The organism is Micromonospora sp. bgisy143 (genome assembly GCF_057708145.1).
This window is the reverse complement of the sequence record NZ_JBYIRN010000014.1, coordinates 36,807-60,911: the sequence shown is the minus strand read 5'-3', so window position 1 is coordinate 60,911 and position 24,105 is coordinate 36,807. Positions and strand designations below refer to the sequence as shown.

At 73.1% G+C, this 24,105-nt stretch carries 22 protein-coding genes; 10 read left to right on the top strand and 12 right to left on the bottom strand.

All coding sequences use genetic code 11. From position 1 onward, the window contains the following. Positions 1–31: 31 nt before the first annotated feature. Entirely contained in the window at positions 32–1,120 is a 1,089-nt protein-coding gene (locus tag AC3EN4_RS17740; RefSeq protein WP_435206931.1) for a zinc-binding dehydrogenase, read from the bottom strand. After that, positions 1,113–2,123, bottom strand: coding sequence for a Gfo/Idh/MocA family protein (locus AC3EN4_RS17735; protein ID WP_435206930.1), 1,011 nt, complete (start codon positions 2,121–2,123; stop codon positions 1,113–1,115). Before AC3EN4_RS17735 ends, AC3EN4_RS17740 begins: the two co-directional genes overlap by 8 nt. Before the next feature lie 220 nt (positions 2,124–2,343). Here AC3EN4_RS17735 and AC3EN4_RS17730 point away from each other — a divergent pair, with 220 nt between their 5' ends. The 5 genes from AC3EN4_RS17730 (at position 2,344) to ctaD (ending at position 8,012) form a co-directional block, all read left to right on the top strand. Next, positions 2,344–3,327 carry a glucosyl-3-phosphoglycerate synthase gene (locus AC3EN4_RS17730; RefSeq protein ID WP_435207066.1) on the top strand — a complete coding sequence of 328 codons (984 nt, stop codon included), beginning with the start codon at positions 2,344–2,346 and terminating at the stop codon, positions 3,325–3,327. Between the two features lie 46 nt (positions 3,328–3,373). Next, complete coding sequence (locus AC3EN4_RS17725) at positions 3,374–4,531, top strand: glycosyltransferase (protein WP_435206928.1); 1,158 nt, start codon at positions 3,374–3,376, stop codon at positions 4,529–4,531. An 81-nt stretch (positions 4,532–4,612) separates the two neighbouring features. Continuing rightward, the gene (locus tag AC3EN4_RS17720; RefSeq protein WP_435206926.1) at positions 4,613–5,074 is read left to right on the top strand and encodes a DUF4383 domain-containing protein; all 462 of its coding nucleotides are present in this window, start codon (positions 4,613–4,615) and stop codon (positions 5,072–5,074) included. A gap of 93 nt (positions 5,075–5,167) precedes the next feature. Then, entirely contained in the window at positions 5,168–5,896 is a 729-nt protein-coding gene (locus tag AC3EN4_RS17715; protein WP_435206925.1) for an STAS domain-containing protein, read from the top strand. Between the two features lie 124 nt (positions 5,897–6,020). Further along, a complete protein-coding gene (gene ctaD / locus AC3EN4_RS17710; protein ID WP_435206923.1) occupies positions 6,021–8,012 on the top strand; it encodes an aa3-type cytochrome oxidase subunit I in 1,992 nt (663 codons plus the stop codon). A gap of 65 nt (positions 8,013–8,077) precedes the next feature. On the opposite strand, the gene AC3EN4_RS17705 is transcribed toward ctaD, so the two are convergent. Then, complete coding sequence (locus tag AC3EN4_RS17705) at positions 8,078–9,220, bottom strand: SigB/SigF/SigG family RNA polymerase sigma factor (protein ID WP_355052419.1); 1,143 nt, start codon at positions 9,218–9,220, stop codon at positions 8,078–8,080. Between the two features lie 222 nt (positions 9,221–9,442). Then, the gene (locus AC3EN4_RS17700) at positions 9,443–10,855 is read right to left on the bottom strand and encodes a hypothetical protein (protein WP_435206922.1); all 1,413 of its coding nucleotides are present in this window, start codon (positions 10,853–10,855) and stop codon (positions 9,443–9,445) included. A gap of 175 nt (positions 10,856–11,030) precedes the next feature. On the opposite strand from AC3EN4_RS17700, the gene AC3EN4_RS17695 reads away from it, so the two are divergent. Then, positions 11,031–11,261 (top strand): CDGSH iron-sulfur domain-containing protein, encoded by a 231-nt coding sequence (locus AC3EN4_RS17695; protein ID WP_435206921.1) that lies wholly within the window; start codon positions 11,031–11,033, stop codon positions 11,259–11,261. Between the two features lie 363 nt (positions 11,262–11,624). Here the strand turns inward: AC3EN4_RS17695 and AC3EN4_RS17690 are convergent, their stop codons facing one another. From AC3EN4_RS17690 to AC3EN4_RS17680, 3 genes are read right to left on the bottom strand one after another with little or no spacing between them, the layout of a single operon-like run. Continuing rightward, positions 11,625–12,740 (bottom strand): iron-containing redox enzyme family protein, encoded by a 1,116-nt coding sequence (locus AC3EN4_RS17690; protein WP_435206920.1) that lies wholly within the window; start codon positions 12,738–12,740, stop codon positions 11,625–11,627. 49 nt (positions 12,741–12,789) lie between these two features. Continuing rightward, positions 12,790–14,544: a thiamine pyrophosphate-binding protein gene (locus AC3EN4_RS17685; RefSeq protein ID WP_435206918.1), complete on the bottom strand. Its 1,755-nt coding sequence runs from the start codon at positions 14,542–14,544 to the stop codon at positions 12,790–12,792. Further along, positions 14,537–15,661, bottom strand: coding sequence for a baeRF2 domain-containing protein (locus tag AC3EN4_RS17680; RefSeq protein ID WP_435206917.1), 1,125 nt, complete (start codon positions 15,659–15,661; stop codon positions 14,537–14,539). The genes AC3EN4_RS17685 and AC3EN4_RS17680 overlap by 8 nt, the downstream gene beginning before the upstream one ends. Before the next feature lie 142 nt (positions 15,662–15,803). On the opposite strand from AC3EN4_RS17680, the gene AC3EN4_RS17675 reads away from it, so the two are divergent. Beyond that, positions 15,804–16,352 carry a hypothetical protein gene (locus AC3EN4_RS17675; protein WP_422740695.1) on the top strand — a complete coding sequence of 183 codons (549 nt, stop codon included), beginning with the start codon at positions 15,804–15,806 and terminating at the stop codon, positions 16,350–16,352. Positions 16,353–16,389: 37 nt separating this feature from the next. On the opposite strand, the gene AC3EN4_RS17670 is transcribed toward AC3EN4_RS17675, so the two are convergent. Then, positions 16,390–16,728 carry a DUF3817 domain-containing protein gene (locus tag AC3EN4_RS17670; protein WP_435206916.1) on the bottom strand — a complete coding sequence of 113 codons (339 nt, stop codon included), beginning with the start codon at positions 16,726–16,728 and terminating at the stop codon, positions 16,390–16,392. 163 nt (positions 16,729–16,891) lie between these two features. Between AC3EN4_RS17670 and AC3EN4_RS17665 the strand changes: the two genes are divergently transcribed. After that, positions 16,892–18,370 (top strand): glutamate-cysteine ligase family protein, encoded by a 1,479-nt coding sequence (locus AC3EN4_RS17665; RefSeq protein WP_435207064.1) that lies wholly within the window; start codon positions 16,892–16,894, stop codon positions 18,368–18,370. Positions 18,371–18,538: 168 nt separating this feature from the next. Further along, complete coding sequence (locus AC3EN4_RS17660; RefSeq protein WP_435206914.1) at positions 18,539–19,552, top strand: S66 peptidase family protein; 1,014 nt, start codon at positions 18,539–18,541, stop codon at positions 19,550–19,552. A 14-nt stretch (positions 19,553–19,566) separates the two neighbouring features. Here the strand turns inward: AC3EN4_RS17660 and AC3EN4_RS17655 are convergent, their stop codons facing one another. The 3 genes from AC3EN4_RS17655 to AC3EN4_RS17645 form a co-directional block, all read right to left on the bottom strand. Further along, positions 19,567–19,953: a DUF2267 domain-containing protein gene (locus tag AC3EN4_RS17655; protein WP_435206913.1), complete on the bottom strand. Its 387-nt coding sequence runs from the start codon at positions 19,951–19,953 to the stop codon at positions 19,567–19,569. A gap of 219 nt (positions 19,954–20,172) precedes the next feature. Continuing rightward, positions 20,173–21,345, bottom strand: coding sequence for a zinc-dependent alcohol dehydrogenase (locus AC3EN4_RS17650; RefSeq protein WP_435206911.1), 1,173 nt, complete (start codon positions 21,343–21,345; stop codon positions 20,173–20,175). Positions 21,346–21,368: 23 nt separating this feature from the next. Further along, positions 21,369–22,319: an SRPBCC family protein gene (locus AC3EN4_RS17645; RefSeq protein ID WP_435206909.1), complete on the bottom strand. Its 951-nt coding sequence runs from the start codon at positions 22,317–22,319 to the stop codon at positions 21,369–21,371. Between the two features lie 219 nt (positions 22,320–22,538). Between AC3EN4_RS17645 and AC3EN4_RS17640 the strand changes: the two genes are divergently transcribed. Beyond that, positions 22,539–23,552: a carboxypeptidase regulatory-like domain-containing protein gene (locus tag AC3EN4_RS17640; RefSeq protein WP_435206908.1), complete on the top strand. Its 1,014-nt coding sequence runs from the start codon at positions 22,539–22,541 to the stop codon at positions 23,550–23,552. On the opposite strand, the gene AC3EN4_RS17635 is transcribed toward AC3EN4_RS17640, so the two are convergent. Then, positions 23,549–24,049: a DUF6584 family protein gene (locus AC3EN4_RS17635; protein WP_435206907.1), complete on the bottom strand. Its 501-nt coding sequence runs from the start codon at positions 24,047–24,049 to the stop codon at positions 23,549–23,551. The genes AC3EN4_RS17640 and AC3EN4_RS17635 overlap by 4 nt on opposite strands. Positions 24,050–24,105 lie beyond the last annotated feature (56 nt).

Here is a 24,105-nt window from a genome sequence, read left to right as displayed (position 1 = left end):
GTAGCCGGCCAGGTCACGCCGCGACGGCGCCTCACACGGCCAGGACCACCTGGAGCTCCTGTCGACGGCGCTCGGCCAGGTCGGTGAGCAGGGTGGGCGCCTCGTCGAACGGCACCACCGCCGAGACCAGGTGCTTACGGATGACGTCCCCGTACGTCCGCAGCAGGTCGACGGTCTCGGCGGAGAGCCGTTCCCGGTCCCAGGTGGGCGCGAGGCCGCGAGGCACCCGCCCGATCTGGGCGCAGCGCAGCGCCAGCCCGTTGTGGTGGAACTCCTCACCGAGCCGGACCGCGTCCGCGCCGCCCTGGTAGAAGGCCAGGTCGATCACGGTGCCCTGCGGACGCAGCAACCGCAGCGCGAGGTGCAACGCCCACGCCTGCCCCCGGCACTGGAACACCACGTCGGCGCCCCGGTCGCCGGCGACGTGCGCCCACCGGGTCTTCAGCACCACGGCCGGGTCGTCCGCCTCCGGGTCGAGCGATTCGAGGCCGAGCGCCTCGGCGACCTGCCGCCGCTGCGGGGTCGGATCGAGCACCACCACCGACGCGGCGCCGTGCCGGCGGGCCAGCAGGGCGGTCAGCAGACCCACCACTCCGGCGCCGACGACCGCGACCCGCCGACCGCGTACCCCGTCGCCGAGCGAACGGACCTGCGCGCCGTGCAGGTCGGCGGCGGCGTGCAGCAGACCGTTGGCGCAGATCGGGCCCATGTGCGCGACGTAGACGCCGAGCAACGGGTCCAGGTCGTCCGGCAACGGCACGAACCGTTCGGCGACCGGGTCGGCCAGCCAACCGGTGCGGTGCCCGTACGTCATCGCGCCGACCGCGCCGACCGCGACCGCCGGGGTGGCGCTCTCCACCACCCGGCCCACCTGCATGTAACCCAGCCGGGTCACCGGGTACGGGGTGCTGGCCGCGCCGGGTTGGAACAGCCCGAGGTCGGCGTTCCAGGTGACGTTCAGGTAGGGGTTCGTGCCCTTGACGTAGCTCAACTCGGTGCCGGCGGAGACGCCGCTGAACAGCGTCTCGACGCGGAACATGCCGGGCCGCAGCGCGGCGGCCTCCTCCTCGACGAGCGCCACCCGACCGGGGGCGGTGACCGCCACGACCCGATCACGCATCGACGGTCACCCCGGTGGCCGGCACGACCGTCGCGGCGGGCGTGCTGAGCCGCACCGGCCGGCCGCTGCGGGCCGAGTCGGCCACCGCGAGGGCCAGCCGCTGGGTGTTCAACGCCTCGGCGTACGGGACGCGCACGTCGTCGCCGACACCACGGACCGCGTCGACGAACGCGCGGTCGACCGCCACCCGGGCGGCCTCCGGGTCGGCGGGTACGTGCCGCTCGCCGTCGGCGTCCCGGATCGACAGACCGTCCTCGCTCAGCGCCAGGGCGAGCCCGTCGGCCAGGATCTCCAGGCCGGCGCGGTGCTTCCAGCCGAGCACGCAGGCGGCGCTGAGCGTACCGACCGCGCCGGTGGCGAAGCGCAGCGTGGCGGTGGTCACCGAGTCGATGTCGGCCCCCTCGACGGGCGGCGGCGTGCCGTCGCCGTACGCGGTGACCTCGGTGACCTCGCCGGCCAGCACCCGGATCAGGTCCAGTACGTGGGCGGCCTGCTCGACGACCGGGCCGCCGGAGCGGTCCCGTCGCGACCACCAGGCGACCGGCGGCACCTTGTCCAGCCAGGCGCCGCTGACCATCCGCACCGGCCGGTCGGCGAGCAGCTCGCGGGCCTGGTCGAGCACGCTCAGGTAACGCCAGTGGTGCCCGACGGCGGTGCGCAGCCCGCGCCGGGCGACGAGGTCGGCGATGCGCTCGGCGGTGCCCAGGTCCACGGCGACGGGCTTCTCCACGAACATCGGCACCCCGGCGTCGATCACCGCCTCCTCGGCGGGGCCGTGCGCGAAGGGCGGCACACAGACGTACACCGCGTCCGGACCGGCGGCCAGCAGCTCGGCCACGTCGGCGCAGGTCGGCGCGTCGTGCCGCGCGGCCAGCGCGGACGCCGCCTCCGGCACCACGTCGGTCACCCCGACGATCTCGACGTCGTCGAATCCGGAGAGCACCCGCGCGTGACGCTGCGCCACCCCGCCGGCCCCGATCAGGCCCACCCGGCATCTCACCATTCGACAACCTCTTTCGAGAGGGTTTCGGTTCCGCTGGGAGCAGTCCCCTGGCGTGTGCGCAATCAAACGTTCATCCCCCGGGAACGCAGCGATGCCACGTCGTGATCAAGCTGTTGCCCTGGGAACGGTTAGCGCGTGGCGGCGAGTGGGAACTACTGCCCTGCTTGTTCCACGCACGAACGGAGGGGTGCCTGTGCGGGATACGACCGTGTCACCGGTGGTGGAGGCGTGGGCCACGTACCGGACCACGTCGGCCGCGGACTGGCCGGTACGCCGGCTGCTGCGCGCCAAGGGCGAGAGCCGGGTCAGCGTGGTGCTGCCGGCCCGAAACGAGGAGGCGACGGTCGGCGCGATCGTGTCGACCATCCGGGAGCACCTGATGGACCGGGTCGCCCTCGTGGACGAGCTGATCGTGGTGGATTCACGGTCGACCGACCGCACCGCCCAGGTGGCCCGGGCCGCCGGCGCGGAGGTGGTCAGCCAGGACGCGATGACCCGGGGTCTGCCGCGGCTCACCGGCAAGGGCGACGCGCTCTGGGCGGGGCTGGCCGCCGCCGAGGGGGACGTGGTGGCGTTCATCGACGCCGACCTGCGGGAGTTCCGTCCGCACTTCGTCACCGGTCTGCTCGGGCCGCTGCTCACTGACCCGTCGGTGGATTTCGTGAAGGGTTTCTACCACCGGCCGCTGGTGGGGGCCGCCACCGTGGAGCAGGACGGCGGCGGGCGGGTGACCGAGCTGATGGCCCGGCCGCTGCTCAACCTCTTCTGGCCCGAGTTGGCCGGTTTCGTGCAGCCGCTCGCCGGTGAGTACGCCGGCCGCCGCGACGTGCTGGCCCGGGTGCCGTTCGTCTCCGGGTACGGCGTGGAGACGGCCATGATGATCGACCTGCTGGACCTGGTCGGCCTGGACGCGTTGGCGCAGGTCGACCTGGGCGAGCGTAAGCACCGTCACCAGGACACGGCGGCGCTGGGCCGGATGTCCGCGCAGATCATGCTGACCGCGTGGTCGCGGCTGCAACGACGCGGATGGGCCACCCCCGGTCTGATGCCGGAGGCGCTGCTGACCCAGTTCCGCCGGGGCGGCTCCGACACCCTGCCGAACCTGGACCGGGAGATCGTGGTCAGCGACGTCTCCATCGAGGAGCGCCCGCCACTGGCCGAGCTGCGCCACCGGGTCCCCCGCCGACGGGTGGCCGCCGCGTGAGCGCCCCGGCTCGGCAGTTCGCCGCCGGAGTACGAAGGGACCGCCGATGAGCCTCACCGTGCTGATGAACGCCGGCCCGTGGCTGTCGGTGCCGCCGCCCGGGTACGGCGGCATCGAGAACGTGATCGCCACCCTGGTGCCGGAGCTGAGGCGGCTCGGCGTGCGGGTGGTGCTCGCCTCGGTCGAGTCCAGCGCCCTGCCGGTGGACGAGAAGGTGTCGGTCTTCCCCGACGGGCAGTTCGGCGCGCTGCAACGGCCGTACAACCAGGTCTGTGGCATCGCGCAGGCGCACCTGGCCGGGGTGGTCCGCGAGCTGCACTCCCGCGACGACATCGACCTGGTGCACGACCACGTGGAGGCGGTCGGGCTGGCCACGCTCACCGCGATGGGGCCGTCCGGACCGCCGGTGCTGCACACCCTGCACTGGGACCTGGCCAAGCATCCGGCGCTCTACGGCAGCCTGGACGGCGGCGACCGGGTCCGGGTCAACGGCGTCTCGGCGTCGCAGCTGGCTCGGGCGCCGCTGGCGTTGCGCGAGCACTCGGTGGGTCACGTGCACCTGTCCACGCCGCTGGCCGTGGACGCCGACCGGCGGCCCGGCCCGGCCAAGGGCGAGCACCTGCTCATCCTCGGTCGGATCAACCCGGGCAAGGGGCAGGACGTGGGCGCGCGGCTGGCGCAGCGGATCGGCGTACCGCTGGTGCTGGCCGGTCCGGTGGGTCCGTACCACCGGCCGGCGGACCTGGCCGCGGCCGGCGACGAGGCCCGGCAGAACCCGGACGTCCGGTTCTTCCTCGACGAGGTGGCGCCGCACGTCGACGGTGACCTCGTCCGCTGGATCGGCACCGTGGCCGGGCAGGAGCGCGACGATCTGCTGGCCAGCGCCCGCGCGTCGCTGTTCCCGCTGCGCTGGGAGGAGCCGGGCGGCACGGCCGTGGTCGAGTCGCTGGCCCTGGGTACGCCCGTGGTGGCCACCGCCCGGGGCTGCCTGCCCGAGCTGATCGAGCACGGACGCACCGGCCTGCTCACCACCGAGGAGGACGAGCTGGCCGAGCTGGTGCTGGCCGCGGACCTGCTCGATCCGCAGGAGTGCCGTCGGGTCGCGGCCCGGCGGTTCACCCCCGCGGTGATGGCCGAGCGCTACCTCGGGCTGTACCAGCGGGTCCGCGAGCTGGCGACCGCGTCGCGCCTGCAACCGGTCTGAGCCCCGTCGCCGGCACGTTTGCCCTTGGCGGCGACGGGTAGGCGCACCCCGCACGCCTGCCGCGCAGCGAGGGAGCCGGTGATGGTCGGACCGATGGCGCACTCCCGGGCCCGGGCCAACCCGGCCGACGGCAAGCCGCCGGTACGCCGCGCGGCGAGCGCCGCGTCCGTGCTGTTCCTGCCGATCGGCGTACTCGGCTTCGTACCGGGGATCACCAGTGGTACGGAGAACCTGCGCTTCGCCGGGCACACCTCGGGCGCGTTCCTGTTCGGCGCCTTCCAGGTGTCGGTGCTGCACAACCTCGTACACCTGCTGTTCGGGGTGGTCGGCCTGGCGCTGGCGCGGACGGTCGGCGGCGCGCGGACCTTCCTCGTCGGCGGCGGCGCGATCTACCTGGTGCTCTGGCTTTACGGGCTGGCGGTGGACCACGACACCGGCGCGAACGTCCTGCCGGTCAACTCCGCCGACGGTTGGCTGCACCTCGGCCTGGGCCTCGGCCTGATCGCGCTGGGCCTGCTGACCGCGCGGCCCCGGCGGCCGTGACCCGCGTCGCCCTGACCGATCGGTCCGGTTTGCTGACGCGGGACCCCGGGTAGTGGGCAGATCCCGACCGACCAGCGAATCGAGGGCGCCCCGATGGCCAGCCGGATCACCTGCGAGGTGCGCGAGTCCGCGCCGGTGGCGGTCGTCCGGCTCACCGGCGCCCTGGACCTGGGCACCATGCGCTCGGTGCACCAGGCGCTGGACGGCGCGCTGGCCGCCCAGCCGGAGGCGTTGGTGGTCGATCTCGCCCAGGTGACCGTGCGGGACCGGCTGGCGCTGTCGGTCTTCGCGGCGACGGCCCGGCGTGCCGAGGAGTGGCCGGCCGTGCCGGTGGTGCTCTGCGCCCCGCCGCCGGCGGCCGCCCGGTGGCTGGCCGAATCGACGACGTGCCGGGTGGTCCCGGTGTCGCGGGACTGCGCGGAGGCGACCCGGATGGCCGGCGCGCAGGGCGCGCTGCGGATCCGGGTCCGGTTGGAGCCGGTGGCGGAGGCCTGCCGGCGGGCCCGGGAGCTGGTCGGCGACGCGTGTGCCCGGTGGAACCTGCCCGACGCGGCCGGCCCGGCCGCGCTCGTGCTCACCGAGCTGGTCGGCAACGTGGTCCGGCACGTGGGCACGCCCATGCAGGTGACCGTGACGCTGCGACGGCCGTACCTGCACCTGGCCGTGGTGGACGGCAGCTCGGCGGCGGCCCAACCCGCCGGCCTGGACCTGCGGGCCGAGGGTGGCCGCGGACTGCTGCTGGTCCGCGAGCTGGCGCAGCGCTGGGGCAGCGTGCCGGCGGGGCAGGGTAAGGCCGTCTGGGCGATGCTGCCGGCCACCTGAGGCCCTGGGGCGCTTCGACCGGTACCGGCGATCTGACCGAAATTACCGCTTAATCCTGGTTACATGGTGCGAGGGTCGGGTAGGCACGCCCGTCCTTTCTGCCGTCACGACGGGGTGAGCAGCCATGCCCAAGCGGGTAACCACGGAACCCGTTCGCGATCGGGGCCCGGCGATCCTGGCACCGGCCCGCTTCGGGGGGTTTCCCGGGGCGTTGCGGACGCCGGTCCCCGGCAACTCCCTGATCAAGTTCCTCGCCACCACCGACCACAAGCAGATCGGTGTGCTGTACCTGCTGACCTCCTTCGGGTTCTTCCTGGTGGCCGGCCTGCAGGCGATGGTGATGCGCGCCGAGCTGGCCCGGCCGGGCCTGCAGTTCCTCTCCTCCGAGCAGTACAACCAGCTCTTCACCTCGCACGGCGCGGTGATGCTGCTGCTGTTCGCCACGCCCGCCGCCTTCGGGTTCGCCAACTTCATCGTGCCGATCCAGATCGGCGCGCCGGACGTGTCGTTCCCCCGGCTCAACGCGCTGGCGTACTGGCTGTACCTGTTCGGCGGCCTCATGGTGATCGGCGGGTTCATCACGCCGGGCGGCTCGGCGGACTTCGGCTGGACCGCGTACAGCCCGTTGAGCGACGTCGACCACAGCCCCGGCGTGGGCGCGAACATGTGGGTGCTCGGTCTGGTCGTCTCCGGGTTGGGCACCATCCTCGGCGCGGTCAACCTGATCACCACGATCCTGACCCTGCGGGCGCCCGGCATGACCATGTTCCGGATGCCGATCTTCACCTGGAACATGCTGTTCACCAGCGTGCTGGTGATCCTGGTCTTCCCGCTGCTGGCCGCCGCGCTGCTGGCCCTCTCGGCCGACCGGCTGCTCAACGCGCACGTGTACGACCCGGCCACCGGTGGGCCGATGCTCTGGCAGCACCTGTTCTGGTTCTTCGGCCATCCCGAGGTCTACATCATCGCGCTGCCGTTCTTCGGCATCATCACCGAGATCATCCCGGTGTTCTCCCGCAAGCCGATCTTCGGTTACACCGGCCTGGTGCTGGCGACCATCGCGATCACCGTGCTGTCCATGACGGTGTGGGCGCACCACATGTTCGCCACCGGGCAGGTGCTGCTGCCGTTCTTCAGCATCCTGAGCTACCTGATCGCGGTGCCCACCGGTGTGAAGTTCTTCAACTGGATCGGCACCATGTGGAAGGGGCAGCTCACCTTCGAGACGCCGATGCTGTTCGCCATCGGCTTCCTGGTGACCTTCCTGCTCGGCGGCCTCACCGGGGTGCTGCTGGCCAGCCCGCCGGCGGACTTCCACACCCACGACAGCTACTTCGTGGTGGCGCACTTCCACTACGTGGTGTTCGGCACGGTGGTCTTCGCGCTCTTCGGCGGCTACTACTTCTGGTGGCCGAAGATGACCGGGCGGCTGCTCGACGAGCGGCTCGGCAAGGCGCACTTCTGGACGATGTTCATCGGCTTCCACGGCACCTTCCTGGTGCACCACTGGCTGGGCGCCGAGGGCATGCCCCGCCGGTACGCCGACTACCTACCCAGCGACGGCTTCACCACCCTGAACACCATCTCCAGCATCTTCGCGTTCATCCTCGGCCTGTCCACCCTCTTCTTCATCTACAACGCCTGGAAGTCGTGGCGGTACGGGGCGATGGTGACGGTGGACGACCCGTGGGGCTTCGGCAACTCGCTGGAGTGGGCGACCACCTGCCCGCCACCGCTGCGCAACTTCGACAAGATGCCCCGCATCCGCTCCGAGCGTCCGGCGTTCGACCTCAAGTACGGACCGCTCGTCGCCGACCTGGGCCGGGACCTGCCGCAGCGCACCACGAAGCCGCCACAGCACTTCGGCGACGAGATGCACCTGGAGCACCACGCGCCGGAGTCGCCCGCCCCCGAGGGCGCGCACGGCGCGGCGGAGGCGGCCCGCTACCAGCCGGCGCCCGAGTCCGGCGCCCGCCCGGTGGACGTGCCCGAGCCCGAGGGCATCCGGCGGCCGAGCTTCGAGAGCAGCGACGCGCCGCAGGACGCGCAGGACGCGCCCAAGCCGCACGAACGCTGGCGGCACCCGCACAGCGACGGCGAGAACAAGGACCGCTGAGATTTCGGTACGCGCCAAGGGGCCCGACACCGGACCGGTGTCGGGCCCCTACCGTATTCGGGTGGTCAGTCCCGGGCGGGCGGCAGCCCGGCGGCGGTGAGCGAGCGGCGCACCGCCGGCTGGACCCGGGTCAGCCGCAACGGCACACCGGTACGCTCCGCGGCCTCCCGACCCGCCACCAGCGCGGCGATCCCGCCGGCGTCGAACCCGCCCGCGCCGACCAGGTCGACGACGACCTCGCTCGGCTGGCCGGTGACCGCCTCCAGCATCGCCCGGCGCAACTGGTCCGCGCCGTCCCGGTCGACCTCGCCACCCACCTCGACGACCACCCGGTCACCGTTCTGCCGTACCGAGATGCGGGTCTTGCCCGGGTCCGGTTCGGCGGCGCCGTTCTGCCAGGGCGGCGGCGCGTCCGCGAGCATGGCCTGCCGCAGCCAGGTCAGAGCCCGCGACAGCAGTCGGGACACGTGCATCTGCGAGATGCCGAACCGGGCGGCGATCTCCGCCTGGGTCTGGTTGCCGTAGAAGCGCATGGCGAGGATGCGGCGCTCGCGCCAGGGCAGCCGGTGCAGCAGTCCGCTCACCGTCACCCGGTCGTCGACCGATTCCAGGGCGTTGTCCGACTCGCCGACCAGGTCACCGAACTCCGCCGAGCTCTCCCCGCCGACCGGCGCGTTCAGCGACGCCGGGCTGTAACCGGCCGCCGACTCCAACGCGGCGAGGATCTCCTCCTCCGGCGTCTCCAGCCGGGCCGACAGCTCGGCCACCGACGGCGCGCGGGACAACTCGCTGGTCAGCGCGGCGGTGGCCTGTCCCACCTCGAGGATCAGGTCGCGCAGCCGCCGGGGTACGTGCACACCCCAGGTGCGGTCCCGGAAGTGGCGCTTGATCTCGCCGACGATGGTGATCGCCGCGTACGCGGTGAACGAACCCCGTTCCGGGTCGTACCGGTCGACGGCGTTGACCAGCCCCAAACGGGCCACCTGCTCCAGGTCCTCCAGCGGTTCGCCCCTGCCCCGGTACCGGCGGGCCAGCCGGCCGGCGAACGGCAGCGCGAAGCGGACCAGGTCGTCCCGCGCCTCCTGTCGCCGCTCCGGCGGTAGCCCTTCGATCCGGGCCGCGTACGCCAGCGCCGCCGCGTCGAGGTCCTCCAGACCACGCTCGGTGGGTGGTGGTGTGGTCGTGGTCGTGCTCGTCTGTCCGAACATCCGCGCCTCCCTCAGGAAGGTCCCCCGCCCGGATCGGGAAACCGGTCGTGCGCGTGGTCGGGCCACGCACCGGGCCGGAAAGTGGGTCTGTGACTGGGATGCCAGCGGGCGACAACATCTCTACGCAGCGCGATCAGGTCGTCGCAGCGAGCGATGTTCCCGCTCCTCAGGTACTCAATCACGGGACCCCGGGTTCGCGAGGAAGTTTCGGCGTCCTCCCCTTCAGGAGACGAGCAATCCCTGGTGGCCGCCGGTGTCCCGGAGCACCGCCAGGGCCTCGGCGGCCCCCAGCGGGGGCGGGACGGGCAGGTCGTACGGCTGGGCGCGGATGACCTCGGTGGCCCGGCGGGTCGGTACGGACGTCACCGGGTAGCCACGCGCCGAGGTCCGGTCCAGCGCCCGGCGACGCCGACCGAAGCCGGCGACCGCCAACCACTGCGGCAGGCCGGCCAGGGCGGGCGAGCGCATCCCGGGCGGCTCGGGCAGCACGTCCACCGAACTGAACGTCTCGCTGCCGGCCAGCCACCATTCGGCCTCGTCCACGGTGCGGCGGGTGGCGTTCTCGCACCAGTACGGCACCAGCCCCGCCCGCACCACCTGCCACGGATCGAGCAGCCGACCGCATTCCACCACCAACCGGTCACCGGTCTTACCGGCGGCCCGCAGCCACCGCCGGTAGAGGTCGGCCACCGCGGCGCTCAACGCCGCCGGCCGGGGCACCAGCAGCCGGTGCAGCGGGTGGCCGTGCCGGGTCGCGAAGTCCCGGGCGGCCCGCTCGAATCCCGGGTCCATGCCGTGCTCGGCGTCGCCGGACGGCACCGACACCTCCGGCGGCGCCCACCGGGTCGCGTCCCCGCCCACCGCCCGCAGGACCTGCCGCAGGGCGTGGCTGTCCGGGTGGAAGTCCACCGGGTCCAGCCCGCTGGCCGGAGAGCCGACCTGGAAGCTGTGCCCGGGACCGCCTTCCAGCACGGGCCAGGTGCGCGCGTCGCGCACCAGCAGCACCGGCGCTCCGGCGCTCAGCCGGTCGGTCAGGAACCGCGCGTACGCGACCGGCAGCGACCGCCAGCGGGCGGCCAGCGAGACGGTGACGCCGGTGAGGGTTCCCCGGCTGGCCGGGCAGTGCACTTGCCGCAGGTGCAGGTCGGGGTTGCCGCCGAGCAGCCGCTGGGCGAGCGCGCCCCCGTGCTCCAGCGCCTCCCGGGGACGGTCCACCGCCCCGTCGGTCCAGTGCGCGGTCATCTCGAAGCCGGCGGGCAGCCACGGCACGCCGAGGGCCACCGCGAGATGGGCGGCCGCGCCGTGCGGCGAGCCGATGAGCACCCCGGGGTAGCTGCGGCGCGGGTACTGGTCGACGAACCAGCGCGCCACCCGGGCCGCGTCCACCTCCCCGACCTGCTCGACGGTGAGGGCGACCCGGCCGGCGGCCCGGGTCACCGCGGCCCGGCGTACCGGCTCGGGCGCCGTCGGGAACCGCGAGACGGGCCCGGTGTGCCCGAGGTCGGCGCAGTCCTCGCCGCGCAGCGCGCGGGCGGTGGCGGCGACCAGCACCCGGGCGGCGCTGCCCTGGGTCACGACCCGGTCGCCGGCCAGGCCGGCGCCATCGGCCGTGAGCCCCTTGTGCACCTTGTGCACCGGCCCCACCTTGCCTCGTTCGCTCACCACGCGGCCCGGCTTCCCGTCCCGATGGGGTTCAAACGGGGCATCACCCACCCGGCGGCACAATCCGCTGGTCAGCGGGGTGCGGCGGTCATCACCGGCGATCGGCCGCGCAGGTTTCACCCGGGCTGGCGCGGGCACATCGGGGCCCATGCGCACCGACGACACCAGCGAGCCCGCCGCCGCCACGATCACCCCGTACGAGGACGGTCCGCTGCTCGTGCGCGGGGACTTCGCGCTGGTGACCCCGGACGGCGAGCGGATCGATGCCCGCCGGGGCACGGTGGCGTTGTGCCGCTGCGGCAAGTCGGCGCTCAAGCCGTTCTGCGACGGCACGCACAAGGTGGTCAACTTCCGGGCGGGCGTCACCCGCGAGGGGTGACCCCCGCCCCCGTCGCTCGTTCGAGCCCCCGTCGCTCGGCCCCCTTGATCGAGCCCGCGTCGCCCGGCCCCGTCGCTCGACTCTGCCGCCCGGCCCCGTCGCTCGACTCCGCCGCCCGAACTCTGCCGCTCGGCCCCGTCGCTCGACTCTGCCGCTCGGCCCCTTTGCTCTGCTTACACGGACGCGACACAAACGCCCCGCAACCATTGCCTCGGGTGAAGCAGAGCAAAGGGAGAACATGGACCAGGCGGACCCCTGGCTATGCCGCCACCCAGGAGACCGTCACCAGGGAAGCCACGCCGCCAGCCGGGGGCGGCCACGCCGCCACCCGGAAAGCCACGCCGCCAGCGGGTCCGGACGGGGTCAGACGAACGCGCTCGGCGCCAGCGGGGCGACCGGCACCGCGGTGGTCACCGGTGTCGACCCGACGAGCGGGACGGTCGGCGGCGGGGACGGCAACGCGGGTGAACGCAGCGAGCTGCGGCCGGCCGCCCAACTGTCCAGCAGGTGCGCCGCGAAGAGCCGGTCCACCGCGAGCGCCGCCGCTGCGCCGAAGAGCACGTCCTCCGCGAGCGCCGGCTCGGTCCGGACCAGACCACCGCAGAGGTCGTGCGCGGCGATCTGCTCGTGCACCGCGTCCGCCTCCACGTGCTCGTCGTAGAAGCGGGTGGCCACCTCGTCCAGACCGAGGCGGCGCAGCCCGTTGCCGTAGCGGCGGTTCGGCAGGGACGAGGTCATCTCGAAGGCCGCCAGGTGCCCGAGCAGCGCCCCGCGCAGCCGTCGGTGCAGCCCGAACAGGGACATCAGGTTGTTGGTCGCCAGGGTCACGGCGGGCACCACGTCCAGGTGGGCGCCGTAGCCGGTGTCCATTCCCAACCGGTCGAGGGTGCGCCGGAACAGCTCGGCGTGCATCCGGTCCAGCCGACCGTTGCCGTACTCGTCGGTCTGGATCTCCACGAGGGCGGCCTTGGCGGGGCCGCCGAGGCGCGGCAACGCCCAGCTGTGCGGGTCCGCCTCGCGCAGGTGGTAGATCGAGCGGTGGGCGACGAACTCGCGGAACTGGGTGAGGTCGGCCCGCCGCTGCAGCGCGGCAGCCAGCGACGGCCCGTCGTCGGCCGCCACCAGCTCGGCCAGCCCGGCGGCGACTCCCTCGGCGGGCACCGCCGGTACGCCGGCCAGCCGGCGCAGCGCCGCCTCGAAGGGCCGCTCGGCGCGGGCCCGCAGGGCGAGCAGGGTGGGCTGCCACTCCCAGCCCTCGTCGACGCCCTGCCAGCCGCGGTAGTGCAGCTCGTAGCAGAGGAACAGGGTCAGTTGCAGGTCTTCGTCGGTCAGCGGGTCCGCCGGGTCGAGATCGACGCCGAGGTGCGCGGGCAGGTCGTCCGGCGCGCGGCGCAGCGCAGCGGTCACCGCCGCCGACAGCGGGCCGCGCGGCAGCGGTAGGGGCGCGGGACCGTAGCGGCGGTCGGCGGGTTCCGGCATGGGACCTCCAGCATCGTCGGGCCGCTACTGATGCCCTGGCGGGATGTGCCTAAACGAGATCCTCGACGGCCACGGCCTGCTCCACCTGCTCGCGGACGCGCCGGGCCGGCTCCCCCTCGGCGTACAGGCCCCGCAGGTCGGCGAAGGCCGGCTCCGGGGGCGCCAGCGAGACCGCCGGGTCGACCACGGCCTCCAGGACGCAGGGCCGGTCCGCGGCGAGCGCCTCGTCCCAGGCCGCGCCGACCAGCTCCGGCCGGTCCACCCGGACACCGTGCAGCCCGAGCAGCCGGGCCCAGCCGGCGTACGGGACATCGGGGCGGCGGCGCATCAGGTCCGCTGACGGCTGCCGCCCACCGCCCATCCCGTTGTGGTCGCGGTTGTTGAGCACGAGCACCACCAACCGTGGGTCGGCCCAGTCCTGCCAGTGGTGCGACACCGTGATCATCTCGGCGAGGCCGTTGAGCTGCATGGCCCCGTCGCCGAGCAGCGCGACCACCGGCGCGTCGGGCGCGGCGAGCTTGGCGGCCACCGCGTACGGCAGGGCGCAGCCCATCGAGCCGAGCGTTCCGCACAGTTGCGCGTTCACGCCGGGCGGCAGGACGAGGTGCCGGGCGTACCAGTAGAGGACCGAGCCGACGTCGACCGCGACCGACCCGGCGGGCGGCACCCGGGTGGAGAGCTCCTGGAGCACGAGCTGCGGGTTGATCGGTTCGGCCGGCGCGGCGGCCCGGTCGGCGGCGGTGGCGCGCCAGCGGTCGACGGTGCTCTCCACCGTCGCGCGCCACTGTTGGTGGGGCCGGGCGGGCACCCGTTCCAGCAGTGCCCGCAGCGTCTCGGTGGCGTCCCCGACCAGCGGCACGTCGGCCGGGTAACGGCTGCCGATGCGGGTGCCGTCGATGTCGATCTGCACCGTGCGGGCCTGGTCGGGCATCGGGAAGTAGTCGGTCCACGGGTCGTTCGTGCCGACCAGCAGCAGGGTGTCACAGCCGCCCATCAGCTCGGCCGCGGCCGGGGTACCGACCTCGCCGAGCACCCCGGCGTGGAACGGCAGGCGTTCGTCCAGGATCGGCTTGCCCAGCAGCGACGTCGCCACCCCGGCGCCGAGCCGGTCGGCCAGCTCGACGATCTCGGCGGCGGCGCCCCGGCCGCCCTGGCCCACCAGGATCGCGGTGCGCCGGCCGTTGCCGAGCACCTGGGCGGCGGCGTCGAGGTCCACCTCGTGCGGCAGCACCCGGGCCAGCGGCTCACCGGGGGTCGCCGTGATCACGCCCGCCGCGTGTGTCCCCAGGTCGGGCACCAGGGACTCCTGCAGGTACCGCGGCAGCACCACGCAGGTCGGGCTGCGCGTCGCCGCCGCGGTGCGGAACGCCTGGTCCAGCAGCGCGGGTACGGAGGCGGGGCTGCGGCCGTACTGGACGAACTGGTTGCACACGTCGCCGAACAGGCGGCTCAGCCCGATCTGCTGGTGCGCGCCGCCCAACGGTCCGGTGACGTCCTCGCCGACGATCGCCACGACCGGCTTGCTGTCGAGCTTGGCGTCGTAGAGGCCGTTGAGCAGTTGCACCGCGCTCGGTCCCTGGGTGGCCAGGCAGACCCCGATGCCGCCGGTGAACTTGGCGTGCCCGGTGGCCATGAACGAGGCGGTCTCCTCGTGCCGGGCCGGGATGAACGCCGGGTCGCCCCCGGCGTTCTCCAGCGCCTCGATCAGCGGGGTGATCGCCGCGCCGGGGTAGCCGAAGACGCGCGGGACCCGCCAGGCCCGGAGCCGCTCGACCACCAGGTCCGCGACCCGGCGCTCAGCCATTGCCGCGCCCCGGGGTGCCGGCGTCGACGTAGCGCAGCACCGCCCCGACGCCGTCGGTGAGCTGCGGCGCCTCGTCCGCGCCGAGCACCGTCAACGCCGCGTCGGTGCCGACCAGCGCCCGGACCAGCGCCGCGTCGGCGCGTACCCGCTGCGGGTCGTCGACCGACATCGCGCTCAACTGGGCCGGGTCGACGGCGATCTCGGTCGGCTCGGGGCCGATCCACAGCTCGCCGTTGGCCGACGGGTCGTCGACGATGATCATCGTGTCGACCTGGTTGCGTTGCAGCGCCGAGACGACCGCGTCGAGTCCGGCGCCCACGTCCTCCTGCACGCCGAACTTGTCCAGCGCGGCGGTGATCCGCTGGTCGGCGACCTCCGCGATGGTCTGCACGGTGAGGTCGTCCAGCAGGCTCTGGTCGGCGCCGCCGGCCCGGGAGCCCGCGTCCGTACGGACGACCAGGTCCTGCCAGCGCGGCGGCATCTGCGCGGCGATCATCCCGGTGGCCCGGACGTCACCGGCCACCACCACGACGTCCGCACCGACCCGGTCGGCCAGCTCCACGGTCGCGGCGGTCACGTCGCCGGCGTTCTGGTGCCACGCCTCCATGGCGGCCCGCTGGTAGCGCGACTGCGACCAACCGCCGGGCTGGACCCGCCGCAGCGGGAAGCTCTCCCGGCCGGCGACGTGCGCCCGTCGGGGCACCCCGCCCGCGCTGACCGCGACGGCGTCCGCGCCGGTGCGGTCGGCCAGCACCCGGACCCAGGCCACCTGTTCGCCGCGCTGGGCGAGCAGCGGCATGACGTGCGGCAACGGCCCGAAACTGGCCAGGTCGCGCAGCGGCGGCGCGGACAGGTACTCGGAGAGCGCCACCCGACCGTGGCTGGCGAAGACCGCCAGGCCGTAGTCCCCGGCCATCGGGTCGTGACCCCGGATCACCCGGTCCAGCGCGGCGACGCTCGCCTCGTCCGCCCCCTGTTCGATCAGGCGGCGTTCCAGGGCGCGCCAGCGCAGGTCCAGCGCCGGGTGGGCGTCCTCGGTGTCCGCCGAGGCGTCCAGGTACACCGAGCACCACGGCCCGGGTCGGTCGTAGAGCGGGCGCAGGAAGGACAGCTGCATGCTCGACCCCTTTCCAGCTCGACCCCCCGCTTACCCGGGTCGTCCGGGATGTCACCTGGCGGGCGTGAGCCCGTGACCAGGTTTCATTCACGTCGTTCAACCGAGGACATCGATACGATCAGTGAACACAAGCGGACTCTCGGTGGTGGAGATGGACAGCGGACTCGATACCCGACGGATCGTGCACCCGACGGAGCGGATCGTCACCGGGCGGCTGGTCCGCCTGCTCGACGGCTACACCCGGGAGATACGGGTCGGCCAACCGGTGCTCGTCGCGGTACTCGCCGCCGCCGCGTTCGCCCGGCTGCCGGCCCTGCTGCTGCGCGCGCTGTTCTCCTTCGGCGGCGGTGGCACCCGCCGGCGCTTCAAGGAGCTGAAGCAGGGCCCGGAGTACCTGGTCACCCCGGTACGCCTGCGCAACACCGCCGGTCAGCTCTGCGAGGTGGAACTGCACGGGCACCTGCCGCAGAGCGCCCTGCACCCGGCCGACCAGGTGCAGCTCACGCTTCGCCCGCAGCGTGACCCGGACCTGCCGCCGCGCATCGAGCGGATCGTCAACCTGACCACCGGGCAGTTGCTCACCCCGCGCACCGCGACCCTCTGGTCACACCTCGGGCCGCCGCTGCTGTTGCAGGCGATGATCGGCGCGCTGCTGCTGGCCGGTGTGGTGGCCTGTTCCGCGCTGACCTGAGCGCCGGTGGGCCCGAGCGCGCCGGATCGGCGGCCGGTCAGCCGACCGGGGTGGGCTCGCGGGTCGGTTGGTCGGCGGTGCCGAGCATGCCCCGGCGGTGTGCCCAGCGCTCGAAGATCAGGGTGGCGAACGGCGGCACGGCGCAGGCCAGCGCCACGACGGTCACCGGCAGGCGCCAGCGGCGCAGCCGGGCCACCGCGAGCACCAGCAGCCCGTACGCGATGAACAGGCCGCCGTGGATCGGGCCGAAGATCTTCACGCCCAGCTCGTTGCCGGGCGGCCCGTACTTGACGGCCATCCCGGCCAGCAGGGCCAGCCAGGAGCAGGCCTCGGCGATCGCCGCCACGACGAACAGCCGGGTCACCTTCTCGCGCATCCGGCAATGCTAACGGTGCCGGCCGTTCGCACCCCCGCAGACCACGCAGCGTGCGACAGGGGTCACCGGGGCCACGGCTGGGTAGGAAAGGACCCTCGGGTCTTCCCCGCTCGCCCGGCCCCGTGCGAGGTTAGGGGGAACCAGCGGTGACAGGGCGGTGACCATGGGCGAAGACGTCGGCGTACGGACCTTCAGTCGGGAGGATCGGGCCCGTTACCGGGAAAAGGTGCGGAACTGCCTGGATGTCTTCGCCGAGATGCTGCGGGAGTCGCGGTTCGACATCGACCGGCCGATGACGGGGCTGGAGATCGAGTTGAACCTCGTGGACGAGGCGTCGAATCCGGCGATGCGCAACGCCGACGTGTTGGCGGCCATCGAGGATCCGAGTTTCCAGACGGAGCTGGGCCAGTTCAACATCGAGATCAACGTGCCGCCGCGCCGGTTGACGGGCACCGGCACCGCCGGCTTCGAGGAGCACGTGCGGGCCAGCCTCAACGCGGCCGAGCAGAAGGCCCGCGCGGTGGGCGCGCACATGGTCATGATCGGCATCCTGCCGACGCTGCGCCCCGAGCACCTGACCGCCGAAACGCTCTCGGCCAACCCGCGTTACAAGTTGCTCAACGAGCAGATCTTCGCGGCGCGCGGCGAGGACCTGCCGATCGCCATCTCCGGGGTGGAGCGCCTGGCGGTCACCGCCGACACGATCACCCCGGAGGCGGCCTGCACCAGCACTCAGTTCCACCTCCAGGTCAGCCCGGCGCAGTTCGCCGACTACTGGAACGCCGCCCAGGTGGTCGCCGGCATCCAGGTGGCGCTCGGCGCGAACGCGCCGCTGCTGTTCGGTCGGGAGCTGTGGCGCGAGACCCGCATCCCGCTGTTCCAGCAGGCCACCGACACCAGGCCGGAAGAGATAAAAGCCCAGGGGGTACGCCCCAGAGTCTGGTTCGGCGAACGCTGGATCACCAGCGTCTTCGACCTGTTCGAGGAGAACGTCCGATACTTCCCGGCGCTGCTGCCGGTGTGCGACCCGCAGGACCCGGCGCAGACCCTGGCGGCCGGGGAGGTGCCCAACCTCGCCGAACTGCGGCTGCACAACGGCACGATCTACCGCTGGAACCGCCCGGTGTACGACGTGTCGCGCGGCCGGCCGCACCTGCGCGTGGAAAACCGCGTGCTGCCGGCCGGGCCGACCGTGCTGGACACCATCGCCAACGGCGCCTTCTACTTCGGGCTGGTCCGCGCCCTGGCCGAGTCGGACCGGCCACTGTGGTCGCAGATGTCGTTCAGCGCCGCCGAGGAAAACTTCACCAGCTGCGCCCGGCACGGCATCGATGCGCAGGTCTTCTGGCCCGGCCTCGGCTACCTGCCGGTCACCGAGCTGGTGCTGCGCCGGCTGCTGCCGATGGCGCACCACGGTCTGGACCGGTGGGGTCTCGACCCGACCGAGCGGGACCGGCTGTTGGGCGTCATCGAGCAGCGCTGCCTGACCAGCCGCAACGGCGCGACCTGGCAGGTGGCGACGTTGCACCGGTTGGAGTCCGCCGACCATCTGGACCGACCGGAGGCGCTGCGCGAGGTGGTGCGGCACTACGTGGAGCTGATGCACAGCAACCGACCGGTGCACGAGTGGCCCATCCCCTGACCTTTGTCCGTCCTCTGTGGACCCCCCACGACATCGATCATCGTCATAGGCTGTAGCGGCTCGCACGGCGCTGACGATGGAGGCACGACTGTGGCCGGTTCCGGCACCGATCCCGCTCCGACCCGCACGTCCGCTCGGCCGCCCCTGTCGCGGCGTCGCATGCTGGGCATGGGAGCGGCGGCGGCCGGCGGCGTGGTGCTCGCCGGGCATCCGGACGCCGCGTCCGCGCACGCTGCGCCCGCTTCGCGTACCCGACGAGCGCTGCGGGCTCCGGCGCTGGCACCCGGCGACCGGGTGCGGGTGGTGTCGCCCGGAGGCACCCCCAACCCGACGAACATGGCGCGCGGCATCGAGATCCTGCGGAGCTGGGGCCTGGAGGTGGAGCTGGGTGAGCACGTCTACGCGAAGTACGGCTACCTGGCCGGCACCGACGCGCAGCGCCTGGCGGACCTGAACGCCGCGCTCAACGACCCGGGCGTACGCGGTGTCTTCGCCGCCCGTGGCGGCTACGGCACGCAGCGGATCGTCGATGCGATCGACGTGTCCGGCCTACGCCGCGATCCCCGGGTGGTCGTCGGTTTCAGCGACATCACCAGCCTCCACGGCAGGCTCTGGCGCGAGACCGGGCTGGTCACCTTCTACGGGCCGATGGTCAACTGGAGTGACAGCCGCACCGGCCCCGAGTCGGCCGAGGCGTTGCGAAGCGCGGTGATGACCACCGCGCCCGTCACCATCACCCGGGACCCGGCCGAGACGACCGCCCCGGTGGTGGTGCCGGGGCGCGCGTCGGGTCCACTGCTCGGCGGGACCCTGACGATGCTCTCCACCTCGCTCGGCGCGGCGGACGCGCCGCGCTTCGACGACGCGATCCTGTTCTTCGAGGACGTGGACGAGGCTCCGTACAGCATCGATCGGATGCTGACCGAGCTGCGCCGGGTGGGCGTGCTGTCCCGCGTCGCCGGGGTGGTCGTCGGTCAGATCACCAACAGCGTCGGCGGTGCCGGCGAGTGGGACGCGGCGGCGGTGCTCAAGGACCGCTTGTACGACCTGGGCGTGCCCGTCCTGGGCGGGTTGCGCCTCGGGCACGGCAATGGGCAGCTCACGGTTCCGCTCGGCGCGCGGGCCAGCATCGACGCCGAGGCGGGGACCCTGACCGTGGAGGCCGGGGTCCGCGCCCGCTGAGAGCGTGAGCGCGCTCAGCCCCGCGGGGTGGGTACGCCGAACAGGTCGGTGATGCCGCCGGGCAACTGGGCCAAAAGGTCGTTCCGGTCGTCGTCGTCGAGCGCCTCGGCGACGGTACTCAGCACGACCCGGGCGTGTTCGCGTACCTGGTCCGCGTTGGCGACCTGCTCGCGGTCCCCGACGTGCTTCAGGAAGTCGCCGACGTCCCACCGGCGGCCCTGCGGGTTACGGGTGACGGACGCGTTCAACCGGTCGGGCAGCTGTGCCGCGAGGTTGTCGGCCTCCTGTCCGGCGAGTCGTTCGCCGAGCACCGACAGGACGGCCTGCACCGAGCGCACGGCCTCGTTCTCCCCCAGGCCGCCCCGCTGTCGTACGGTCGCGATCATCTGCTCGTAATCCATGACCCGCTCCCTCCCGTCTCCGGAACGAACGAGCCGCGTTCCCGAGCCCACGGACCACAAACACACCCCTCCCGCGCGCGTCCCCACCCCCTCCCGCGCCGATCTTGCACTTTTGGTTGCCGAGTTGGGGCGATACGCACCCTTTGTCGCCACCGAAAGTGCAAGATCGCGGGGAGCGGAGCGGGGCGGGGCGGAGTGGGGCGGGGCGGGGCGGGGCGGTTAGACCTTGAGGAGGACCTTGGTGCAGTTGTCTTGTTTCTTTTGGAAGATCTTGTAGCCCTTGGGGGCGTCGCGCAGGGGCATGCGGTGGCTGACGATGAAGCTGGGGTCGATCTCGCCGCGTTGGATGCGCTCGAGCAGGGGTCGGGTGTAGCGCTGCACATGACACTGGCCGGTACGCATGATCAGTGAGCGGTTCATGAAGGCGCCCATCGGGAACTTGTCCACGAAGCCGCCGTACGCGCCCACGACCGACACCACTCCCCCGGATCGGCAGGCCAGGATCGCCTCCCGCAACGCGAACGGCCGTTCCGTCTCGGTCCGGGTGGCCTGCTTGGCCCGGTCGTACGCGTACATCGCGGAGTTGCCGTGGTGGCCCTCCAGGCCGACCGCGTCGATGCACGCGTCGGGGCCCCGACCGGCGGTCATCTCGTTGAGGGCGTCCAGCACGTCGACGTCCTCGTAGTTGAGTGTCTCGGCGTCGGCGTGTTCGGCGGCGAGCCGCAGCCGGTACGGGTACCGGTCGATGACGATCACCCGCTCCGCGCCGAGCAGTCGGGCGCTGGCCGCGGCGAGCAGACCCACCGGCCCCGCGCCCCAGATCGCGATGACCTGTCCGGGCTTGATGTCGCACATCTCGGCGCCCATGTAACCGGTCGGGAAGACGTCGGCGAGCATGACGGCCTGGTCGTCGGGGATCTCGTCGGGCACCTTGATCGGGCCGACGTCGGCGAACGGCACCCGCGCGTACTCGGCCTGGCCGCCCGCGTACCCGCCGAGCAGGTGGGAGTAGCCGAAGATGCCGGCCGGCGAGTGGCCCATGACCTTCTCGGCGATGCCGGCGTTGGGGTTGGAGTTCTCGCACACCGAGTAGAGGCCGCGCTGGCAGGAGGAGCAGTGCCCGCAGGCGATCGGGAACGGCACCACCACCCGGTCGCCGGGCTTGAGGTTGCGCACCTGCGGACCGACCTCGACCACCTCGCCCATGAACTCGTGGCCGAGGATGTCGCCCTTGCGCATTGCCGGGATGTAGCCGTGGTAGAGGTGCAGGTCGGAGCCGCAGATCGCGGTGGTACTGACCCGTACGATGGCGTCCCGGGCGTTCATGATCGTCGGGTCGGGCACGTCGATCACCTTGACGGTGTCGGTGCCCATCCAGGCGGTGGCCTTCATTCCTTCGCCCCTTCAAGAAGCGGTCAACGACGGGACGTCGGCAGCGGCTGCGCGGGCCGCTGCATGGCCTGCTGGCGTACGGAGATGCCGTTCGGGCTGCCCTCGGAGCGGACCACCTCGCCCGCCTCCAGCACCTGCTTGAACCGGCGCAGGTCGTCGCGGACCTGCTGCTCGGGCTCCTCACCGAAGAGCTTCGCCACGGCCCGGCCGAGCGCGCCGGCCGGTGGCGCGTAGCGCAGTTGCACCCGGACCTCGGTGCCTCGGTCGCCCGGAGCGGGTACGAATGCGACCCGACCGGCGTTGGCCACCCGGGCGCCGGGCAGTGACCGCCAGGTGATCGACCTGTTCGGCTGGTCGTCGATGATCTCGGCGTCCCACTCGACGCGGCGACCTGCCGGCCCACGGGCGACCCAGTGCGAGATGCGCAGGTCGTCGGCGCGTACCGACTCCAGGTGCGCCATGAACCGGGGCAGGTTCTCCATGTCGCGCCAGAACCGGTACGCCTCGGCGGGCGACCGGTTGACCGTCACCGCGATCTCCATCCGGATCATCCGCGCCCGGGCCCGGCGGGCACGCCCTCCGGCGACGGCGGCGGCGACGTCCAGGGCGGCGATGCCGGCGATCGCGGCGGTGGTCAGCGCCAGTCGGCGGCGTCGCTCACCGCGCCGGTCGGCCATCGCCCTGCCCAGCAGGGTGAGGTCGAGTGCGTCACCGGCCACCCGCGTCCACGTCCAGCCGGTGGGGCGGCGACCGCTGAGCAGGCCGACGGCGTGTACCAGTTCGCGGGCGCCGACGGCCCCGATGACCGCCTGCGCCGCCGGGGAGTCGTCCACGCCGGTCAGTCGCGCGAGCGGTCGGGGCGCGGCCAGCGCGCCCACGCCCAGGGCCAGGCTCAGCAGGCCGAGGGCCCGCGGCAGGGCCGGCGACGCCGGCCCGTCCAGCTCGGGCAGGAGCACGGTCTCGACACGGCTCATGTCCGGTCCCTTCCGGTAGGCGTCGCCGCCGCGGGCAGCGGTGTCCGCTCTGGTGACGGTATGCGGTAGTTGTGGGACGTGCGCCCGGTTCGGGCAGAACGCGGGAATCCCAGTACACCCGCCACCTTCAGTCAGCATCACGACATTGACCGATTTAGATCAAGCGCAGGCCGTTACGGTCGGCTCACCCCCCGTCTCGTCGCCGCGAGGAGCATGCCCGTGAGCCCTACCCTCCTGCGCAAACTGACCACCACCGTCGCCGTCGCGCTACTCGTCGTGCAGGCCGTCGATCCGGCGGTGGCGCGTACCCCCGATCCCGCGCCCGCACCCGGCGGCGTCCGCGCCGTCGTGCGCGACGCGGCCACCGGCGCGCCGGTGCCCCGGGCCTGCGCGGCGCTCGTGCCCACCGACGCCGCGGCGCTGGCGGCGGTCACCCTCGGCCAGGACCAACTCGGTCGGTACGGCGGCTGCGCCGACGAGCAGGGCAACCTGGTGGCCGACAACGTCGCCCCCGGGGAGTACCGGCTGCTCGTGCGCCCCTACGACACGACCCGGCACGGTTGGCAGTGGGTCGGCCGGCACGGCGGCACCGGTGAGCGTGAGCGTGCGTCCGTGGTCCGGGTCCGGGCCGGCGCGGTGACCAGCGCACCCGACATCCGGCTCGATGCGCCGGGCACGGTCGTCGGGGTGGTGACCGACGCGGCGACGGGCGCGCCGGTCCCGCGAGCGCTGGTGATGGTGGTGCCGTACGTGCCGGACCCCAAGTACGACGACCACGGGCCCACCACCGACGAGAACGGCCGCTACACGATCACGGGACTCGGGCCGTACGAGTGGCCGGTGCAGTTCGCCGCGGGCGGTTTCGCCACCGTCTGGTCCGGCGGAGTGGGCACCCGGGCGCAGGCGCGCGCCGTGCGGGTCCGCGCCCAGCGGACGGTGACCCTCAACCAGGCGCTGCCCGCCGGCACCCCGGTCAGCGGGGCGGTACGCGTCGACGAACTGCTCACCTACGCCCAGGTGCTCGCGTTCGACGCGGTGACCGGGGACCTGGCCGGCGTGGCGGACGCGGGCAGTGGATACGCCCTGCGGCTGCTGCCCGGGCAGCGGGTGAAGCTGCGCTGCGACTGCTCGTACGCCCAGCCGGTGTGGCACCGCGACGCGGCCGGTTTCGACACCGCGACCCCGCTGCGGGTCCGGCACGCGCCGGTCGTGGTCGACTTCGACCTCGACTAGAGCAGCCACCGGAGCACGGTGACCAGGCCGACCACGCACAGCGTTACCAGCACCACGCCGATCACCGCCGCCACCAGGCAGCCCAGCCCGTCCCGCCACGAACTCGGCTCCTCGGGACGTGGCCCGTCATCGGTCCAGGTGACGGGCTCGTCCCGTCCGGCCTGCTCCAGCAACCGGGCGAAGCGCGCGCCCGCCACCGGCCCGAGCCGGCCGCTCGGGTCCGTGGTCACCCGCAACGCGCGCAGACGCCGCCAGGCGTTCCCGTAGGCCCGCTCGAACGCCGCGACCTCCCGCGCGCTGGCGTCCTCGCCGAGGAAGCCCCACCGTCCGGCCTCGGCCACGTTGCCCACCTGCCGGTAGAGCGCGGCACGCCGCGCCCGCAACTCCAGGTCATCGGGGTACGCGGCGGTCAGGCTCGCCAGCCGCTGCATCGCGGGGTGCACGTGCCCACGCTCCAGATCGGCCGCCACCTTCGCCAGCACCTGTTCCTTCGCCACGGCGCACATTGTGTGCCGTGCGCCCGCCGTGGCGATACGTCAATTCCGTCGGCCGG

What these genes read in the sequence shown, in the direction of transcription:
- AC3EN4_RS17705 (WP_355052419.1), bottom strand. Translation starts at nt 9,220, where the DNA reads ATGTTCGGACAGACGAGCACGACCACGACCACACCACCACCCACCGAG.
- AC3EN4_RS17695 (WP_435206921.1), top strand. Translation starts at nt 11,031, where the DNA reads ATGCGCACCGACGACACCAGCGAGCCCGCCGCCGCCACGATCACCCCG.
- AC3EN4_RS17740 (WP_435206931.1), bottom strand. Translation starts at nt 1,120, where the DNA reads ATGCGTGATCGGGTCGTGGCGGTCACCGCCCCCGGTCGGGTGGCGCTC.
- AC3EN4_RS17660 (WP_435206914.1), top strand. Translation starts at nt 18,539, where the DNA reads ATGGGAGCGGCGGCGGCCGGCGGCGTGGTGCTCGCCGGGCATCCGGAC.
- AC3EN4_RS17720 (WP_435206926.1), top strand. Translation starts at nt 4,613, where the DNA reads ATGGTCGGACCGATGGCGCACTCCCGGGCCCGGGCCAACCCGGCCGAC.
- AC3EN4_RS17735 (WP_435206930.1), bottom strand. Translation starts at nt 2,123, where the DNA reads ATGGTGAGATGCCGGGTGGGCCTGATCGGGGCCGGCGGGGTGGCGCAG.
- AC3EN4_RS17670 (WP_435206916.1), bottom strand. Translation starts at nt 16,728, where the DNA reads ATGCGCGAGAAGGTGACCCGGCTGTTCGTCGTGGCGGCGATCGCCGAG.
- ctaD (WP_435206923.1), top strand. Translation starts at nt 6,021, where the DNA reads ATGCCCAAGCGGGTAACCACGGAACCCGTTCGCGATCGGGGCCCGGCG.
- AC3EN4_RS17680 (WP_435206917.1), bottom strand. Translation starts at nt 15,661, where the DNA reads ATGCAGCTGTCCTTCCTGCGCCCGCTCTACGACCGACCCGGGCCGTGG.
- AC3EN4_RS17715 (WP_435206925.1), top strand. Translation starts at nt 5,168, where the DNA reads ATGGCCAGCCGGATCACCTGCGAGGTGCGCGAGTCCGCGCCGGTGGCG.
- AC3EN4_RS17685 (WP_435206918.1), bottom strand. Translation starts at nt 14,544, where the DNA reads ATGGCTGAGCGCCGGGTCGCGGACCTGGTGGTCGAGCGGCTCCGGGCC.
- AC3EN4_RS17725 (WP_435206928.1), top strand. Translation starts at nt 3,374, where the DNA reads ATGAGCCTCACCGTGCTGATGAACGCCGGCCCGTGGCTGTCGGTGCCG.
- AC3EN4_RS17690 (WP_435206920.1), bottom strand. Translation starts at nt 12,740, where the DNA reads ATGCCGGAACCCGCCGACCGCCGCTACGGTCCCGCGCCCCTACCGCTG.
- AC3EN4_RS17665 (WP_435207064.1), top strand. Translation starts at nt 16,892, where the DNA reads ATGGGCGAAGACGTCGGCGTACGGACCTTCAGTCGGGAGGATCGGGCC.
- AC3EN4_RS17655 (WP_435206913.1), bottom strand. Translation starts at nt 19,953, where the DNA reads ATGGATTACGAGCAGATGATCGCGACCGTACGACAGCGGGGCGGCCTG.
- AC3EN4_RS17645 (WP_435206909.1), bottom strand. Translation starts at nt 22,319, where the DNA reads ATGAGCCGTGTCGAGACCGTGCTCCTGCCCGAGCTGGACGGGCCGGCG.
- AC3EN4_RS17650 (WP_435206911.1), bottom strand. Translation starts at nt 21,345, where the DNA reads ATGAAGGCCACCGCCTGGATGGGCACCGACACCGTCAAGGTGATCGAC.